The sequence below is a fragment of the Candidatus Pantoea bituminis genome (assembly GCF_018842675.1).
Classification (GTDB): domain Bacteria; phylum Pseudomonadota; class Gammaproteobacteria; order Enterobacterales; family Enterobacteriaceae; genus Pantoea; species Pantoea phytostimulans.
This window is the reverse complement of the sequence record NZ_JAGTWO010000004.1, coordinates 2,057,840-2,075,959: the sequence shown is the minus strand read 5'-3', so window position 1 is coordinate 2,075,959 and position 18,120 is coordinate 2,057,840. Positions and strand designations below refer to the sequence as shown.

Here is an 18,120-nt window from a genome sequence, read left to right as displayed (position 1 = left end):
GCTGCGCATTCTCTGGCTTAACACCGTCAGCCAGTGACGACGTTATGCATAATGCCTCATGAAAATTATGCTCAACGCCAATTCATTTTCTGCTTTGCTATGCTTTGAATATTGAGCAATCACATCGTTGAATAAACACCATGTGTGGACGTTTTGCGCAGTACAACAGCAGAAATGAATATTTTGATGCATTAAAGATCAAAGATGACGAAATCATTTACGACCCGCAGCCAATAGGGCGATTTAACGTTGCACCTGGCACTAAAGTCTTGCTGTTGAATGAAAGAGATGAACATCTTCATCTGGATCCGGTTTACTGGGGTTATGGTCCAGATTGGTGGCATAAACAACCGCTGATCAACGCGCGCGGCGAAACGGCAGCGAGTGGTCGTATGTTTAAACCGCTGTGGCACCATGGACGCGCTGTTGTACCTGCTGACGGTTGGTTCGAATGGAAAAGAGATGCCAGCCACAAGCAGCCCTATTTTATCTATCACCAGAACAAGCAGCCGCTGTTCTTTGCGGCCATCGGCAAAGCGCCTTACGACAAAGATCATGGTCATGAAGGCTTTGTGATTATTACGGCGGCCAGCAATAAAGGCATGGTCGATATTCACGATCGCCGGCCCTTGGTGCTCTCATCGGATGCCGTTGCCGAATGGCTAAGCCCTGAAACAACGCCTGAACGTGCGGAAGAAATTGCGCAAGACGCCGCACTGCCGGAAAAGGCGTTTGCCTGGCATCCGGTTGATAAAGCCGTCGGCAGCATTAAACATCAGGGGGCAGAGTTAGTAGAAAGGATTGATCATCCCCTGGTTTGATTGCCTATCAAAACGACACCGCAATTTACCCTGATTACGCCTTTTTTTGCGGCTAAAAGGCGACTGTAAAGTGGCTAATAATCCGAGCGTGCTGATTACCTGCAGCAGTTCAACGCGCATTCCCGTCCGTGCCCAATAACAACCGTTAACGGTGAATGGTTCTCTCCACAAGCATTAGCTATCAGCCGAGCTGATAAGCGAAGGCTATCGCATTGAAAATAAATACCGTCTGGCCGGGAAGGGGTTGTGCAGGAATAATCAGGTCATGACCACATATCGTGTACGAGTCGGGTTTCATAACCCATCAGCCCTGACATTCATGCAGTTGGATGAAATTCTTGAGCCGCAAAGATTTTGGAGAACGGACTCTTGCGGCGGACGGTTCCGTTATTTCATGGAGTATGAATATGAATCAATGAGAGACCTTTGTTCTGTCTGTTCACTGGCTTATTCGCAGGCATGCAAAGTGAAGAAGTGCCCGCTGATACTGGTCGAAGTCAAAAGCTAACCCCAAAAACGCAATGCAGCCGATGAGCTTAATGAACGCGAGAACACTCAGTAAGCCTTATCAGCATCGGCTGCTGCTGACTTCACGATAAGCTAACTCACCCAAGCAACAGCGAACGCACACAGAAAACATAAGCCCGTCAACATGGTTTGTGGTTTCAAAATGCACGGCTGCGATGTTCTATGCTTAACCGTAACTAGCATGGAGATAAAATGATGTCAGCCGAACTCAGCAAATTACCCACGCCCGATAAAGCGGAACACAACGCCTATTTTCCTTCAGCGTATTCGCTCAGCCAGTTTACGCAGCCTAAATCTGACCTCAACGACACCGAGTACGAAAAGCCTTACGCAGGCAATAAAAAAATTCTGGTGATCTGCACCGATGAGCGGTATCTGCCGCTTGAAAACGATACGCTCTTTTCAACCGGGAACCATCCGGTTGAAACGCTGCTTCCCTTGTATCACCTGCATCAGGCGGGTTTTAACTTTGACGTTGCTACCCTCTCAGGGCAAATGGTCAAGTTTGAGTTTTGGGCCATGCCAGAACAGGATGAAGCCGTAGTGGGATTTCTTAACCGTAGCTTGCCGCTGTTTCGTTCGCCTCTGAAGTTGAGCGAAGTGGTTAAGGCACTCAATCCTCACTCAGACTATGCGGGGATATTTATTCCGGGTGGACATGGCGCTTTGATTGGTCTGCCTGAAAGCCAGGCAGTTGCTGACGCTATCCGCTGGACGCTGGCAAACGACCGCCATCTGATTTCAATTTGCCATGGGCCTGCGGCGTTTATCTCTCTGGATAAAGGGGATAACCCATTGCAGGGTTACGCCATCGCTGCTTTCCCTGATGCTATTGACAAGCAAACGCCGGATATCGGTTACATGCCTGGACATCTGACCTGGTATTTTGGTGAAAAACTGGAAGCGCTGGGTCTTAAACTCATAAACGACGACATAAAAGGCACGGTGCATAAAGACCGCAAAGTACTCACCGGGGATAGTCCGTTTGCCGCTAACGCGTTAGGTAAACTTGCGGCAGAGACGTTGTTAAAAGCGCATGTTGAATGACGCTGGCATTACGCTTCGCTGCCAGCAATGCGCATTGACGCGCCTTTAACGCGCAGCGCATCAACCACCAGTGAAAACGCGGGCGACGGCTGGCGACGGCTGGGGTAATAGAGGTAATAGCCAGCAAAAGGGGGACACCACTCTTCAAGCACCCGCACCAATTTACCTTCGCTAAGATAAGGCGAAAACTCCTCTTCAGGCAGCCAGGCAATGCCGTGCCCCGCCAACGCGGCATCCACCACATGCAGAGAGGTGTTGAAAATCACTTGCCCATCAACCCGAACGTTCACCTGCTTACCCTGATGTTCGAAGTCCCAAACGTAAAGTCCCCTGCCGCTTACCATCCGCACATTGATACAACTGTGCTGCATAAGATCACGCGGCGTAAGGGGAGGCGAGTTCTGTGAGAAATAGGCAGGCGAGGCCGCAACCGCCATTCGCAGTTGCGGCCCAATCGGTACAGCAATCATATCTTTATCGATGGTATCGCCAAGACGCACGCCCGCATCAAATCTTTCCGCGACAATGTCGGTGAAACCATAATTCACGTTGAACTCAATTTTTATATCCGGATATTGATGCATCAGAGGCGTGAGTTTCGGTAACAGCGTGGTACGTAAAATATGATCACCACTGGTAATGCGCACTGTGCCGGCCGGTTTTTCTCTGAGTTCAGTAAGAATCTCCAGTTCCGTCTCGATTTCATCGAATCGATGCCCAATCGCCAGCAATAAGCGCTCTCCAGCAACGGTGGGCGATACGCTGCGCGTGGTACGCGTTAACAGGCGAATCTGCAAACGGTTTTCCAGAGAAGTAATCGCCTGGCTCAGCGCGGGCTGAGTCACGCCCAAATGGGCTGCCGCGCGGGTAAAACTGCCTTCACGTGCCACGGTAACGAAGGAAAGCAGGTCATTGAGATTACGTTTGATCATGCCGATCACCCCTGTCATTTATAAATGTCACTTATAACCTCAGTAAGCATTCATTAGCTTGTCCTGCTGTGCGACTTCTGTAGAATTTTAACGACACCTTTTATCCCCATGCATTTTAAAAATTTCTGCGTATTCCTTTTGGTACACGCAAAGGCTTCGGCTTGCCTGAAATTTACCTGCGCATTAATGGCGCCCGAGGAAAGTTATGACTGATCAGATACAGGTGGTAAAAAAAGAGGTTGAGGAAACGGCCTGCTGGAGCGGTGTATTGGCGATGACATTGTGTGTCTTTGCGCTGGTGGCATCAGAATTTATGCCAGTCAGTTTGCTGAGTCCTATTGCTCAGGATCTTCACATCAGCGAAGGGCTGGCGGGACAGGGAATCTCGATTTCCGGTGCGCTGGCGGTGTTGACCAGTTTGCTGATTTCATCCGTTGCCGGCAGCCTGGATCGCAAACAGCTGCTTCTGGCTATGACGGCATTGATGATGGCCTCAAGCGCGGTAATCGCTTTAGCAAACAGCTACGTTATCTACATGACGGGCAGGGCGTTGATCGGTATAGCCATCGGCGGTTTCTGGTCACTGTCGGCGGCTACTGCTCTTCGTCTGGTACCCAGCGCCAGCGTGCCGCGAGCACTGGCAATTTTTAACAGCGGTAATGCGCTGGCAACGGTTATCGCTGCACCCTTAGGCAGCTATCTCGGCGCGATGATGGGCTGGCGAGGCGCATTTCTTTGCCTGATCCCCGTCTCTTTAGTTGCTTTTATCTGGCAATGGATCAGTTTACCGACCTTGGCCATGGATAAAGCGCAGCAAAAGCGTGGCGGGGTGATCTCCCTGCTGTCTCGCCGCTTAGTGGTTAGCGGGCTGCTCGGCTGCGGCCTGTTTTTTATGGGGCAATTTGCGCTCTTCACTTATTTGCGTCCCTTCCTCGAAAACATCACGCAGGTTGATGTCTCCACCTTATCTCTGACGTTACTGGCGATAGGTGCATCAGGATTTATAGGAACTTTACTGATTGGCCTGTTTCTCCGGGCAAACTTCTATCTCACCTTAATTGTGATTCCAGTCGCGATGGCGATCATCGCGGTTACGCTGATTGACTTTGGTCATCAAACCGGGCTGGTAATGGTGTTGCTGGCGCTGTGGGGATTAGTCGCCACTGCAGCTCCTGTTGGCTGGTGGACATGGCTGGCACGAACCCTGCCAAACGATGCCGAAGCGGGAGGTGGATTGATGGTCGCGGTGGTGCAACTTTCCATTGCGCTCGGTTCAACCGCCGGTGGCCTGATGTTTGATCATCACGGTTATCAAAGCACCTTTGCCCTGAGCGCCGCGCTGTTGCTGCTGGCGGCGTTTATCACTTGGCTGACAGCACGCAGTGAAAAAATAGATTTGTGAAGCAGGCGCTGGCCTGATTGTTTATCGATCAATAAGGTCGGCGTAATGAAAAGTTTCATCTGACACATTGATGGCGGCGGGTCTGGCTGACACAGTGCGGCCAGGCCAATGAAAGCAGGCAGCAACTGTTCTGCTGAAGCGTCGAATCAATGCGTTAGATGAGGTTGAAAAAAGCTTTTTTATCACTGCTGCGACGAGTGATTACACTATTATTTACCTGGCCCGACCAGATCGGTTGCGTTTGGGCGTAATGATAATAGAACCAGGTAGATGTAATGAACTTTAAGCAGTTTCAAACCAGGATTGAGCTTTGGTCCACACTTCATTTCTCAGCAGTCATCAGTAGCCAATATGGTTCAGATTATGAAATATACGTAACTGACCAAACAAGTAATGCGAAAGGCAAACTGTTTATTACTTCTGCTGCAGACGAAGCTGAGGCGAATCAGCTTATTAAGCAGTTTAGTTTGTGGTTGATAAAGATAAACAGTGAGAACAGGAAACAACAACGCGATAGGTTTCATGAAGGTGAAATTGATTTTTCCATTAAATAATATTCGCCAGCCTATTTCGATGAGATGTAATAATCCTTTTTTACTGTAAACAGCATAAAGCATTAAGCTGGCCGAATAAATAAATCAGCCCTTGCAGATAAAACAGAGCGCTAACAGCCTGTTTCTCTGTACAGGGCTTCATCAGGAAAGCAAGTCGGACAGGTTGGTCTTTATTCACGGACGCTTTTGACGACGTAGTTCCTGCTCTGAATTGACAAGGGCAGGATCAAAAATCGACTTGAACCTGCGCCTATCAGGCGTCATAAAACCCGGTTTTCTCTAGCAATCTGCGCGCATACATATGCTCCGCATCGGATGCGCCTCTGTCAGTGACCTCACGCATCAAGCAAACAGAAACGTCCCCTAAGGCAGCAGGGCGCCTGCATCCACTTTTGTCATACCATTCAAAAGACCAGCTGTCTGATTTCCGACGATGATAAATAGTCAGCCAGGTACTGCAATTGGCAGGATATCCGCTGAATACTTCCACTCGCTTATCCGAAATTTTTTTCGTTAGCGAAAGCAGTAAGGTCAATGCCGATGACACCATGGATGCATTGGATACTGTATTCATGAGGGCCTCTGAGTAACAAGTCACTTAACTGTGAAGTTGACGTAAATGGTTTGCTGTTGGGGCGCGTAACAATCAATTGTGTTTCACCCGCTTCGGAGCCAGATGCCACTTATCTTCTGGCAAAGCGTAATCTACAGACCGGTTTTCCGTGAGCGAGAGATCGCCTGTCGCGCTTAAATCATAGCGTAATCGTAAAAAAATACAGGGAATGAGTAAAAAAGTTCATCATTGCTGTAACGTCACAAAGAAAAAGCCGCCCTGAGGCGGCTGGGGGAATCGATTCCATACTTACTTCGGTACTTCTGAAACCGATTTTACATCGGTTTTATTAATCTGCTGTTTAACACCGTTAGCGTCGGTGTAAGCCAGCAAACCTGCATCTGATTCTGCAGGTTTGCCGTCACTGATGATCGTGCGGCCATCATTGGTATGAATGGCATAACTTGTGCTGGTGCAGCCCGTCAATGCAGCCATACCCAATACTGCTGCCAGCGGTAAAATCAGGAATTTTTTCATATCAGTCACCTTATATTAGTTATCAAGTTCACTCATATTGCTTATCTGATTGCGGTTGATCTGCTCTTCTTTGCCAGTCTGTGCATCCTTGTAAGAGACTAAACCGGTATCGTTATCGATCTGAGGTTTGCCGTCAGTCACGATTGTGCGTCCATCTGTGGTCTTAATTGATTGGTTGGCAGCACATCCAGCAAGCGTACCTAAAGAAATGACCAATAAAGCAACAGTTGAAAGGGATTTCATATTCATTTTCATCTCCTTGAATTAAAAACAGACCTTAATAGCGTAGACAATATTTGAAAAATTTCCGCTTTGAATTAAGTGGCTGGATAATAATTAAGCAACAAAATCAGAAAGATAGAATAATCCTGGCTATATAGAGTCTTGTTAAAAGCATTTATTGCAAAAGTAACGGCGTTTTTATAAGCACGTGGTGTTCACAATTAAACATTAAATTTACATTTGAATTTTATGCTATTTTTACTGCAACTATTTTGTTGTTCAAATCGACTATTGCCAACAATAAATGACTGATTGCTCTGCTTACGTCAATTTCACGCTATTCTTCGGAAATTTTGCGTTGCATTAATGCTGAGCAGGGCTGCTATGCTGTTAAGTAGCCGTTCAGTCGATTAAATAAATACCTGCCACAATCGCGCTAACAGAAAGAATATGTAATAGCTCAGTCATTGTTATTTCTCCTGATGAATACCTGACCTCTACAGTGAAGAAGCTGACAGCCAATACGTCAAAAAAATTTACATTTCTCTGAGGCTGTCGAAGTTGAATACGTTTTACAGGCAGGCGTTTTAAGTTGGAGCAGGATAGTAAAAGAGACCTCTTTACTTCTGCATAGCCCGTTAATAAAAACGGCAGAGGTAACGAATATCCATTTTCAGTGATCAGTAAGGTGTTTAAAAGCGCGTGTTTTTTCCAAAAAATCCTCTCTTTTGAGAGGAAAATATAAGAAATTGTCGAACTTAGAATCTCTCTTAAATCATTTCCCTGGTGAAGGCATGACTCAAAGAGTTTCCTCACTGTAACATACTGCGCTAATCGATCTAGAGGGCTGATCTTTGGAAAAAAGGTTTTCCATCTAAAGGTTAGCTGACTAATTTTTGGGATAAGTATTGTATTCAATAGGTTGTGAAATTTGGAGTTTAAGTGTCGTTTTAATTGAAATAAAAACTAACAAAAGCAAAGAGAAATTAATGATTTCTTAACAGTTTACGTGACGCTTTCGGCTCTTATCAGCGTCAGGGTTACAGAAAAAAGAGAAAGGTGTTTTATAAAATTACTGGCGTCATTCTAATTTTGGCAATCAGAGCGATGAGGTAATGACACTGAGACGCAGAAATAAGCTGTTTGCAATAAATCTGGGAAATTAAAACCTGGAACTTGAAACCAAGAACGTGTAATCAGGGGTGTAAAATCAGGAAAGGGAAGACTCAATAACGCTTTGATACCGTCAGGAAAAAGGTCTATTCAAAAAAGATGACAGAAAAAAAGCCTCTGGAGGTGGAAATCCATAACACCTACAGAGGCGATGCAATGCATCGTTCGTTACGCGTGGCTGAATGCCACCGCATGACGTTATACAAAAAGAGTAGGCTTGTACAATTTTATCCGGTGCAAATTGTGTGGTCTGAGGTGTCATGAAAGGGCTGTTTATAACACCCTCTTTTAGCCACAAGCTGATTAAGGATAGGGTCGCGCGGGAAGCATAAAATAATCTTCAGTAACGTGAGTTAGAGAGATAGCCACAACGCTTTGTAAGGGCAGCCGGTCTTGAGGTTAATTAAGGTGTTCAATCTTATTGTTGCAATAAAAATAGTGTTTAAAGAAGTGATTAAAAAAGCCCCTGATTTGGGGGCTAAAGGGTAGGAGTTAGTACATGCTCTGCGACCGGAGCGGATTTCGTCACAGAGCCATTTGAATATAGACAACGTTAAAAAAGATGTAGGGACCTTTTTTAAAAAATAGAGCTATTAATCATGCAATTAAAAAGTATCTTTTGGTTAATTTTATTTATTACAGTGACTTGCTAAGCCTGAAATCGGTTACTAAGAATTATCTTTAAAAGGCACTGTGCTAAATATTTTTCAACAGCCAAGGAAAAATAAAGCGCTGTGTAAAACTGATTCAGAGGTTAAAAATTTATAATGACGATAAATAAAAGGCGGGAAAGAGACGCTAGCGTGATGCCGAACGACAAAATTTAAGGAAAAGGCAGGCCACCTGAAACGTGGCCTGAGATGCACTGTCAATCCATTGAAGGCGGTTCATATTTAATGTACTGACGAACAGCGTCGTGAATGTCTCTGTTATCACCTTCATCCAGGCCGCGACCTGCATACTCTTTGGCCAAGGCTTCAAGCACGTCATCGAATTTGCCTTTGTAGTTAAGATTATTGAGGGCGATCTGCTGCCCCATAATTTCTCTTAATACGTGGGTTTCGATTCTCAGTTGATGCACCGTGTCTTCAAGGTTCTTGATGCGATCTTCGTCTGACATATTACCTCCACTGTTAAAACAGACAGAATAGTCAAGCGACTCCCCGGCAGGCAAGCGCAGTGTCGCACTAAAGTGACCTGTCCGCACGTTGGCGGGCTTTATTACGCTTGCGGGTTAAGTAAACCTGGTGTGTAGGCTTATCGACGCTATTTGCTGGGCGGGGTGTTCATGCGCTTTAAAGCATTCACACCGAGCAGGATGAAATAAAAACCCGGTAATAAAAGTAAGAGGGTGAGCAGCGGATTGAAACCCGTCTCTTGTGCTCGGCGAAAACACGCTAAGTGCAAGGTAAACCAGGCAAACAGACCTATCGCGGCCAAGGCTGCGCCATAATTTCTCATTTTGAATTCTCCCCATACGCTGAGGAGAGTATCGGCAGCCCAGCCGAAGGTATGAATAAATCATCGTGATCGCTGATGCCCTCCTGCTACGACTCAGGCCGTTCTGTATCAAATGTGGTTATCACGCGCATTGATTGCCGGAGCCTGCTGTGAGAGGCGTGAGAAATCAGTGCCTGCCGGGTGCTGATAGAGCCGCAAATCGAAGTAGCCGACAATGGCATAGATGTATTCGAATATCTCTGCTTGCGTATTCTCGTAATCGATCCACAAGGTGGAGGAGGTGAAGCAGTAAACTTCGATCGGTAAACCATCGGGTGAAGGCTTTAGCGCACGCACCACGATATACATCTCTTTATTAATATCATCACGTTGAGAAAGATAGGCGGTGAGATATTTGCGGAAAACAGTGAGGTTGGTAATGCCATTTTCCAAAAACCAGCGGTCGCCAACGGCCGTGATATCACGACCATCAAGCAGCACCGAAAGCGGCTCACTGACCGCACGTATTTGGCTCATCGATTGAAGCATCTCCTGATTCACGAAAGTCACCGATCGCTGATCCAAATAGAAGCTTCGCATGATGCGCCGCGCGCCGGAGGAGAACATCGCCTGCCAGTTGGTATAGATTTCCGTCAAAAAGTTTTTAGTCGGAATGCGGGAAATCGTATTGTCCCAGTTACGTATAGTGATGGTGTGCAGGGCGATATCAATCACTTCGCCGCTGATACTGTTTTCAGGCATTTCAATCCAGTCACCGAGCTGCAGCACATCATTGGAGGAAACCTGAATATTTGCCACCAGTGACAGCAAAGTGTGCTGAAAGATCAGCATCAAGACGGCGGCTACAGCACCCAAACTGGAAATAATAATCGCTGGCGACTTATTAGACATAATCGCCAGAATCATGATCGCGGAGAGGATATGAACCAGTATTTTTCCTATCTGGATGTAGCCCTTAATCGAGTGATTTTTGCGTTTCGACTTTTTCGAATAAGAGTTATTAACGATCTCCAGCACTTCGGTAAAAAACAGTGAAAGATAAATAAAGAACAAAATGCCGCAAATGGTTTTGATAGCAATAAGTAAATGCTCGGGAAGTTCCGGCATAAATTGCAGAAAATAATAGACGGTAATGACAGGGATAAAATTCGAGAGTTTCTCTGAAATTCTGACATCTTTATCGAGGGGGACATCTTTTTTATGGCTGCTAAAAAAGACTTTTCTCACCACTTTAACCACAAAGAACTTACAGATCAGGTGCGCAATCATACCTGTCAAAATTAATAAAATAATGCTGAAGGTGGCGGAAAGAAACGCATTGCCCTCAATGAAATTCGTTAAATCCTTAATGTAACTCATCATAACCATATGCCTAAAAATGTTAGGGCGAATTCAAACATATTCAGGCAGGAAAGTGTATGCGGGGAATGCGCAAAATGAACAGGCGTTGCTGGGAGGTACTGACAGTTTGGCGGGGCCTTTATTCACTCATTTGAGGCGATGAGCACCTCCGCCTGTAAAGCCACGGCAACAGTCATGCCCCATCGCATGAGCCTAAAACAGCGCGAGTAACGTTTCGTTACCTCACTACGACGGTGATTAGCGTGGATTCTGACTTACTTAACATCTATTCCTTCTTATAATGTTGTCACCATTTGCTCAGGAGATCCCACCATGTTGAAAGGATTAACCGTTGGCGCTGTGCTGGTTTTGTCAGGGTGCAGTTTGATGCACACGCAGCCCGAGCAGCCAAAAACGCTGCATTATCGTTGCGGAACGCTGCCACTGACTGTCACGCTGGATAATGCGCAACAGCAAGTCAGCTTTATTATGGATGGCAAGCCGCTCACGTTGAAGCAGACTCAGTCTGCCTCTGGCACGCGTTACAGCGACGATAATTATGTTTTCTGGTCAAAGGGCAACGGCGCATTTATCGAGCGTAATGATAAGATTGTCGTCAACGATTGTGAGCTGCAACCTGCCAATTAATTTGAAAGAGTCATCATCATGAGCGACAGCGCATCTTTTCAAACTATTTCCCATCTGCGTCGTGAGTACACCCGCGGCGGATTACGCCGTAAGGATCTGCCCGACGATCCGCTGGTTCTGTTCGAAAACTGGCTGAAGCAAGCCTGCGAAGCCCAGTTGCCCGATCCTACCGCCATGACTGTCGCGACGGTGGATGAAAATGGACAACCTTACCAACGCATCGTGTTGCTCAAACATTATGATGCACAAGGCATGGTTTTCTATACCAATCTTGGCAGCCGTAAAGCGCTGCAGTTAGCCAACAATCCGCGCATTGCGCTGCATTTTCCGTGGCACTTTCTTGAGCGTCAGGTAATGGTGCTGGGTGAAGTCGAAAAACTGTCACCGCTCGAGGTGCTGAAATACTTCCACAGCCGGCCGCGAGACAGCCAAATTGGTGCATGGGTGTCGAAACAGTCGAGCCGCATCTCTGCGCGTGGCGTGTTGGAAGGAAAATTCCTTGAGCTCAAGCAAAAATTCCAGCAAGGGGAAGTGCCCTTACCGAGTTTTTGGGGCGGATATCGGGTGAAATTTCATACCGTTGAGTTCTGGCAGGGCGGTGAACATCGTCTTCACGATCGCTTCATCTATCAACGTGAAAGCGATGGCTGGAAAATCGACCGACTCGCGCCTTAAAACTGTACCTTTCTCGCCTTTCAACGCTGGCACAGAAGTCGCCAGCGCTTTATGCTATAGCCCTCGTTTTTTTGATTCCGCAACTCAGCGGAAAGCTGTGTACCAGCCTAGGTGCAGTCTGATCAATTTGGAGTCAGTGATGACCAGCAGTAACCTGATACAACAATTGCAGGAGAGGGGCTTGATCGCCCAGGTGACGGATGAAGACGCGTTAGTAGAGAAACTGGCGCAAGGGCCAATTTCGCTCTATTGCGGCTTTGACCCCACTGCTGACAGCTTGCACTTGGGCCATCTGGTACCGCTGCTCTGCCTGAAGCGTTTTCAGGATGCCGGACATAAGCCGGTTGCGCTGGTCGGTGGTGCTACCGGCCTGATTGGCGATCCGAGCTTTAAAGCCGCAGAGCGTAAACTCAATACCAGCGACACCGTAGGTGAATGGGTTGAGAAAATCCGTAAGCAAGTCGCGCCGTTCCTCGACTTTGATTGCGGCAGTAACAGTGCAATCGCGGCCAACAATTACGACTGGTTTGGCAGCATGAACGTGCTGACTTTCCTGCGTGACATCGGTAAGCACTTCTCTGTGAACCAGATGATCAATAAAGAAGCGGTGAAGCAGCGTTTAAACCGTGACGATCAAGGTATCTCGTTCACCGAATTCTCTTACAACCTGTTGCAGGGCTACGATTTTGCCTGCCTGAACGAACTGCACGGCGTTTCTTTGCAAATCGGCGGTTCCGATCAGTGGGGCAATATCACTTCGGGTATCGATTTAACGCGTCGTCTGCATCAAAACCAGGTGTTTGGTTTAACCGTTCCGCTGATCACCAAATCGGATGGCACCAAATTTGGTAAAACTGAAGGCGGCGCGGTCTGGCTCGATGCCAAGAAAACCAGCCCATACAAGTTCTATCAGTTCTGGATCAACACCGCAGACTCTGACGTCTACCGTTTCCTGAAATTCTTCACCTTCTTAAGCATCGACGAAATCAATGCGCTGGAAGAAGAGGACAAAAACAGTGGTACCGCGCCGCGTGCGCAATACGTATTGGCTGAACAGGTCACGCGTCTGGTACACGGTGAAGAGGGCTTAGCCGCCGCTAAACGCATCACCGCAAGTCTCTTCTCTGGCTCGGTCAACGACATGACTGAGGCAGATTTCGAGCAGCTGGCGCAGGATGGCATGCCAACCATTTCGCTGGGCGCTGAGGACGATCTGCAACAGGCGCTGGTGAAAGCGGAGCTGGTGCCATCACGCGGCCAGGCTCGTACCATGATTGGTTCCAATGCCGTGGCACTCAACGGTGAAAAACAGTCTGACGCCGAATATCGCTTCAGTGATACTGACAAACTGTTTAACCGCTACACACTGCTGCGTCGCGGTAAAAAACATTACTGCCTGATCAACTGGCAGTAAGCTTTCAGGGCCGACTTTCGGCCCTTTTTTATGGCAAGGGCAGTACAGGGTAAAATGAAAAATATTCTCGCAATCCAGTCACACGTTGTTTTTGGTCATGCCGGGAATGCGGCAGCGGAATTTCCGATGCGCCGCATGGGCGCAAACGTTTGGCCATTAAACACGGTTCAATTCTCCAACCATACGCAATACGGTCACTGGACCGGCACGGTAATGCCGGCGACGCACTTGACGGATATCGTTAAAGGCATTGCGGATATCGATCGCCTCAAAACCTGCAATGCGGTATTGAGCGGATATCTCGGTTCAGCCGAGCAGGGCGAGCAGATCCTTGAGATCGTGCGTCAGGTGAAAGCAGCCAACCCGGATGCATGGTATTTCTGCGATCCAGTCATGGGACATCCCGAAAAAGGCTGCATCGTTGCGCCTGGCGTGGCGGAATTTCACTGCAAGATGGCTTTACCCGCCAGCGATATCATTGCGCCGAACTTGCTTGAGCTGGAAATGCTCAGCGAGCGCACTGTCACCAGCGTGGAAACCGCCGTGGACGCAGCACGTCAGCTGATTACCCAAGGGCCGAAAGTGGTGCTGATTAAACATTTGGCGCGTGCCGGACGTCGTAGCGATCGCTTTGAAATGCTGCTGGTTACTGCCGATGAAGCCTGGCACATCAGCCGCCCGCTGGTGGATTTTGGTGTTCGCCAGCCGGTTGGCGTCGGTGATTTAACCAGCGGCCTGTTGCTGGTCGATTTACTGCACGGCAAGTCACTGCAAGATGCACTAGAGCACGTCACGGCAGCGGTATATGAAGTGATGCTGAAAACCCATGAAATGGGCGAGTATGAACTGCAACTGGTCGCCGCGCAGGATGCGATTGCGCAACCTACGCAGCACTTTGCTGCCGAGAAGTTATAACGCAAAAGGGCCGACTTGTCGGCCCTTGTCTCTACTCTAACCCTTCCGCCTTCAGCGCCGCCTGTACCGCTGGACGTTCCTTCACGCGACTAAACCAGCTTTCCAGTGCATCCAGGTGAGACAAGTCTAATTTAATCGCATGGGCCCATCGCGTGACGACAAACAGATAAGCGTCTGCCACGCTAAAACGCAGCCCCATTAGCCACTGCTTCTCCCGCAACGCGTCATCGACGTAACTGAATTTATTCTCCAGCTGCGCGCGTAGCAGCGCTTTATACTCTTCGGGTGTCGTCGAGCTGAATAACGGGCTAAATCGCTTGTGCAGTTCGCTGCTAATGAAGCTTAGCCATTCCAGAGTGTGATAGCGTGTCAGGCTGCCAACGGGTGCCAGAAGATGGCGATCGGGCTTCAAATCAGCCAGATACTGCACAATCGCCACGCCTTCCGTCAGCACCGTGCCATCATTAAGCTCCAGCGCGGGAACCTGTCCTTTAGGGTTGATCTGCCAGTAATCTTCACTGCGCTCGGTTATTTTCTTCGCCAAATCGACATTCACCTGCGTAAAGTCGTGCCCGCATTCACGCATTACGATGTGCGGTGAGAGCGAGCAGGCACCTGCCTTGCAATAGAGTTTCATCATGTTGACTCCAGGTTGCGATGGGATCTTTGCATAATAAATCGTCAACGCGGAATTGCCAGTGATGAGGATCAGGGAATTACCCGTAGGACAAAAACAAAAAAGCCGGGCATAGCCCGGCTGAGTGAAAACTGAAGTCTTACGCTTCGGCTTTCTGCATTTTTTGCTGCGGATCTTGCGTCATACGGTTCAGCAATGGCGCAGTAATCAGCATCAGCAGCGCGATGACCGCGGTAGCAATACCAATTTCCTGGAATACCTTGCTGTAAGTCACGAGCGAGATCAGCGGATCGGTTACGTTCTCTGGCACGGCCATCAAATTCGCCACTTTACCGGCGATAACGGCGGCACCTGCGGTGGTCAGGAACCATGAACCCATGATGAATCCCATCAAGCGCTGCGGCACCAGCTGTGCCACCATCGCCAGGCCCAGGCCTGAAATCATCAGCTCACCGATACTTTGCAATCCGTAGCTCAGAATCAACCAGTTTACCGAGACAATACCGGCATCACTGGCAAACTTCGCACCGACCGGCAGCACCAGGAATGCAGCGGAACACAGCACCATACCAATCGCAAATTTATGCGGCATGGGCAGTTTATCGCCCAGTTTGTTGTAAACCGCAGCCAGAATCGGGCTGGCCAGCATGATCCAGAACGGGTTCAGCGCCTGGAACTGCTCGGGGGCAAAGGTAATGCCGAGAATGCTGTGTTCAACGTTGCGGATAGCAAAAAGTTCAGTGACGTTGGCATCTGCATGTACAGCACAAAGAACACAATCGCTTCAACCATCAGCAGAAAGGCCACGATCATTTTACGACGCGCGAGACCGTGCAGAGAAAACGCTTCTTTAGCGAAGACCAGCACGATACCCAAAGCGATGACCGCCAGCACTAAACGCGCAATCGACTGGTGATGCAGCATCCAGTTGGCCAGTGCAACCAGCAGCACCACACCGACTAACGTCATCAACAGTTTCCCGATGTTCAGCGGGGCGAAGTCCGGTTTAGAACCGTAATCTTTCACCATACGTTTGCAGAACAGGAAGTTGAACAGGGTAATCACCAGGCCGATAACCGACAGCGAGAACGCCACGTTATAGCCATATTTCGCTGCCAGCCACGGTGTCAGCATCATCGAGAACAGCGAACCGATGTTGATCGACATATAGAACATGGTGAAAGCACCATCAATACGCGGATCATCCTTCTGGTAGCAGGTCGAAAGCAGTGAAGAGGGGTTCGCTTTGAACAGACCGCTACCGACGGCGATCGTCGCCATACCGATATAAACGATGCTCACGTTGTGGCCAGAAAACGCCACCAGCGCATAACCCAGCGCCAACACCATGACACCTAAAACGATCACGCGTTTGGTGCCTAGCACTTTATCGCCCAGCCAGCCGCCAATCGCCACCAGGCCGTAAACCAGTGCGCTGAAAGAGGAGAACAGAGTGATGGAATCGGATTCGGACATACCCAGTTGTTTTACCAGATAGACCGCCATGATGGCCTGCAGGCCGTAAAAACCGAAACGTTCCCACAACTCGATTGAGAAGATTAAGTAGAACGCCTTTGGCTGTTTAAACGCGTTAAGGCTGACAGCCTCATCAGTGTGTTTGTTTGCAGTTGACACGAGTACCTCAGTTTTTTCATACCCTGCTTCGTGACAGGAATTAAGTCTGCGTCATGTGAACATTTCATGCGCAAGATTGTTATTAGAAGGGAAAGGCGGCGCCTAATTTGTCTGATTAAGCTCAGCAGGGCAAGAATTTTCTAACCACTGTAATACCTTGTTAAGGTAGGGTTAAAATCCTTATAAAAAACCCTTAATCGGATTTAAATTTCGAGTAGATGAATTATACCAGTATAAAAAGCATGGGCGCGAGGTGGTGAGATGATAAAAATAGCATTAGCTGCTGTTGGCGTGTTATCTGGTTATATACGTTGCTGAAGGTTATTTATGCAGCATAATTGCCGAGCAAATAGGGCTTATAGGGTCTTTTTGGCTAAATTGCGTACGCTCAACGCGCGGGATTGACGCATAAGTGAGCGAATGACGATCTTGCGCACAAACAGATGATTTAATTCAGGAAGAAAAAGAAGTAAACGTTTGCGTGGCTGAAATTTGCGCGCCAAAATTTTTCGCCCTTATCGGTTTGTTAAGTGCCCTCTTGTGAGGCCATAAAGCGAAACGTGTCGGGTGAACGCCCAATCCTGTATTGACCTGGCGTAACGCACGCTTTCCCAACGTTCACTTTTCATTCGTAGGCTCATTATCGCTTCTGTTGCAAAAGCAGGTGCCTTCTAAACCAAGGAGGAGATAAGGGCTGTGCCGTAAAGCGTCCACCACAAGGATGCGGCGGACGAGCCTACAAGGCGGTATTTACGGCGGCTTTACGTATCACCTCATCTCCGACTGAACACATTGATGTCACGCATCAACGCCATTCTCGACAACAACTTAACACTCCGCTAACCTCGTCATTTCCCCTGAAGGATCTCATCATGTCTTCTGCTTTACGCTTATCTTTGGTTGGTGATTACCGTGCAAACGCTGTTGCCCACCAGGCTATTCCGCTCGCCATTGATCGCGCTGCCGCCCAGTTGAACATCGCTGTTGAAGCAAACTGGATACCCACCGAAACGCTCGGTGATCTGGGCGTGATCAAGCAGAGCGATGCAGTTTGGGTGGTGCCAGGAAGCCCCTATAAAAATGATACAGGCGTATTCGCCACACTTCGCTGGTTACGCGAAAACCACAAACCCTTCCTGGGGTCATGCGGCGGTTTTCAGTACGCGATAATTGAATATGCCCGCAATGTGCTGGGCTGGCAGGATGCAAACCATGCTGAAACGGATCAAGGCGGCAGAATGGTCATTGCGCCATTAAGCTGCTCGCTGGTAGAACAGCGCGGTGAAGTGATCTTTACAGCTGACTCGCGTATCGCTAAAGCGTATGGCGCGTTGAAAAGCGAAGAGGGTTATCACTGCAATTTTGGCGTAAACCCAGAATTCAGCGCGGCGCTGGCGGACCATAATCTGCGTATTACTTCCTGGGATTTAGCGGGTGATGTGCGCGGCATTGAACTGATTGATCATCCATTCTTTGTGGCAACGCTGTTTCAGTCGGAGCGTGCTGCGTTGCAGGAAAAAGATTCGCCGTTGGTGATGGCCTGGATGCAGGCTGCACTGGCGCAACGTTAAGCCAGAAATAGCCTGTGAAATCTCACAGGCTTACTGTTTACCTATCCAATGAAG

Annotated in this window: 16 protein-coding genes and 1 pseudogene; 10 read left to right on the top strand and 7 right to left on the bottom strand. The window is 48.3% G+C overall.

Annotation, left to right across the window (positions count from 1 at the left end; genetic code table 11):
* Positions 1-140: 140 nt before the first annotated feature.
* The 3 genes from KQP84_RS13475 (at position 141) to hchA (ending at position 2,396) form a co-directional block, all read left to right on the top strand.
* Entirely contained in the window at positions 141-821 is a 681-nt protein-coding gene (locus tag KQP84_RS13475; RefSeq protein WP_215846911.1) for an SOS response-associated peptidase family protein, read from the top strand.
* A 265-nt stretch (positions 822-1,086) separates the two neighbouring features.
* The gene (locus KQP84_RS25420) at positions 1,087-1,329 is read left to right on the top strand and encodes a hypothetical protein (RefSeq protein ID WP_243078040.1); all 243 of its coding nucleotides are present in this window, start codon (positions 1,087-1,089) and stop codon (positions 1,327-1,329) included.
* Positions 1,330-1,544: 215 nt separating this feature from the next.
* Positions 1,545-2,396 carry a glyoxalase III HchA gene (gene hchA, locus KQP84_RS13470; protein WP_215848288.1) on the top strand — a complete coding sequence of 284 codons (852 nt, stop codon included), beginning with the start codon at positions 1,545-1,547 and terminating at the stop codon, positions 2,394-2,396.
* An 8-nt stretch (positions 2,397-2,404) separates the two neighbouring features.
* Here the strand turns inward: hchA and KQP84_RS13465 are convergent, their stop codons facing one another.
* On the bottom strand, positions 2,405-3,328 hold the full coding sequence (locus KQP84_RS13465) for a LysR family transcriptional regulator (RefSeq protein WP_215846910.1): 924 nt from the start codon (positions 3,326-3,328) through the stop codon (positions 2,405-2,407).
* A gap of 205 nt (positions 3,329-3,533) precedes the next feature.
* Between KQP84_RS13465 and KQP84_RS13460 the strand changes: the two genes are divergently transcribed.
* Both KQP84_RS13460 and KQP84_RS13455 read left to right on the top strand, forming a co-directional pair.
* On the top strand, positions 3,534-4,730 hold the full coding sequence (locus KQP84_RS13460) for an MFS transporter (RefSeq protein WP_252515278.1): 1,197 nt from the start codon (positions 3,534-3,536) through the stop codon (positions 4,728-4,730).
* A gap of 275 nt (positions 4,731-5,005) precedes the next feature.
* Complete coding sequence (locus KQP84_RS13455) at positions 5,006-5,284, top strand: hypothetical protein (protein ID WP_215846909.1); 279 nt, start codon at positions 5,006-5,008, stop codon at positions 5,282-5,284.
* Between the two features lie 862 nt (positions 5,285-6,146).
* Here the strand turns inward: KQP84_RS13455 and KQP84_RS13450 are convergent.
* The 4 genes from KQP84_RS13450 to KQP84_RS13435 all read right to left on the bottom strand — a co-directional run bounded on the left by KQP84_RS13450 (position 6,147) and on the right by KQP84_RS13435 (position 10,589).
* Complete coding sequence (locus KQP84_RS13450; RefSeq protein WP_215846908.1) at positions 6,147-6,374, bottom strand: YgdI/YgdR family lipoprotein; 228 nt, start codon at positions 6,372-6,374, stop codon at positions 6,147-6,149.
* Positions 6,375-6,389: 15 nt separating this feature from the next.
* Positions 6,390-6,623 carry a YgdI/YgdR family lipoprotein gene (locus KQP84_RS13445; RefSeq protein ID WP_215846907.1) on the bottom strand — a complete coding sequence of 78 codons (234 nt, stop codon included), beginning with the start codon at positions 6,621-6,623 and terminating at the stop codon, positions 6,390-6,392.
* 2,014 nt (positions 6,624-8,637) lie between these two features.
* Complete coding sequence (locus KQP84_RS13440) at positions 8,638-8,889, bottom strand: hypothetical protein (RefSeq protein WP_215846906.1); 252 nt, start codon at positions 8,887-8,889, stop codon at positions 8,638-8,640.
* Between the two features lie 449 nt (positions 8,890-9,338).
* Positions 9,339-10,589, bottom strand: a complete 1,251-nt coding sequence (locus KQP84_RS13435; RefSeq protein WP_215848286.1) for a mechanosensitive ion channel family protein — start codon at positions 10,587-10,589, stop codon at positions 9,339-9,341.
* A 315-nt stretch (positions 10,590-10,904) separates the two neighbouring features.
* On the opposite strand from KQP84_RS13435, the gene KQP84_RS13430 reads away from it, so the two are divergent.
* The 4 genes from KQP84_RS13430 to pdxY all read left to right on the top strand — a co-directional run bounded on the left by KQP84_RS13430 (position 10,905) and on the right by pdxY (position 14,223).
* Positions 10,905-11,219, top strand: coding sequence for an MliC family protein (locus KQP84_RS13430; protein WP_215846905.1), 315 nt, complete (start codon positions 10,905-10,907; stop codon positions 11,217-11,219).
* 18 nt (positions 11,220-11,237) lie between these two features.
* Positions 11,238-11,894: a pyridoxamine 5'-phosphate oxidase gene (gene pdxH / locus KQP84_RS13425; RefSeq protein WP_215846904.1), complete on the top strand. Its 657-nt coding sequence runs from the start codon at positions 11,238-11,240 to the stop codon at positions 11,892-11,894.
* 139 nt (positions 11,895-12,033) lie between these two features.
* The gene (gene tyrS, locus KQP84_RS13420; RefSeq protein WP_215846903.1) at positions 12,034-13,308 is read left to right on the top strand and encodes a tyrosine--tRNA ligase; all 1,275 of its coding nucleotides are present in this window, start codon (positions 12,034-12,036) and stop codon (positions 13,306-13,308) included.
* 54 nt (positions 13,309-13,362) lie between these two features.
* A complete protein-coding gene (pdxY, locus tag KQP84_RS13415; protein ID WP_215846902.1) occupies positions 13,363-14,223 on the top strand; it encodes a pyridoxal kinase PdxY in 861 nt (286 codons plus the stop codon).
* Between the two features lie 31 nt (positions 14,224-14,254).
* On the opposite strand, the gene gstA is transcribed toward pdxY, so the two are convergent.
* Positions 14,255-14,860, bottom strand: coding sequence for a glutathione transferase GstA (gstA, locus tag KQP84_RS13410; RefSeq protein ID WP_215848285.1), 606 nt, complete (start codon positions 14,858-14,860; stop codon positions 14,255-14,257).
* Positions 14,861-14,999: 139 nt separating this feature from the next.
* Positions 15,000-16,495 (bottom strand): annotated as a pseudogene (dtpA, locus tag KQP84_RS13405) (dipeptide/tripeptide permease DtpA).
* Positions 16,496-17,367: 872 nt separating this feature from the next.
* Here dtpA and KQP84_RS13400 point away from each other — a divergent pair.
* Complete coding sequence (locus KQP84_RS13400) at positions 17,368-18,066, top strand: CTP synthase C-terminal region-related (seleno)protein (RefSeq protein WP_215846901.1); 699 nt, start codon at positions 17,368-17,370, stop codon at positions 18,064-18,066.
* Positions 18,067-18,120 lie beyond the last annotated feature (54 nt).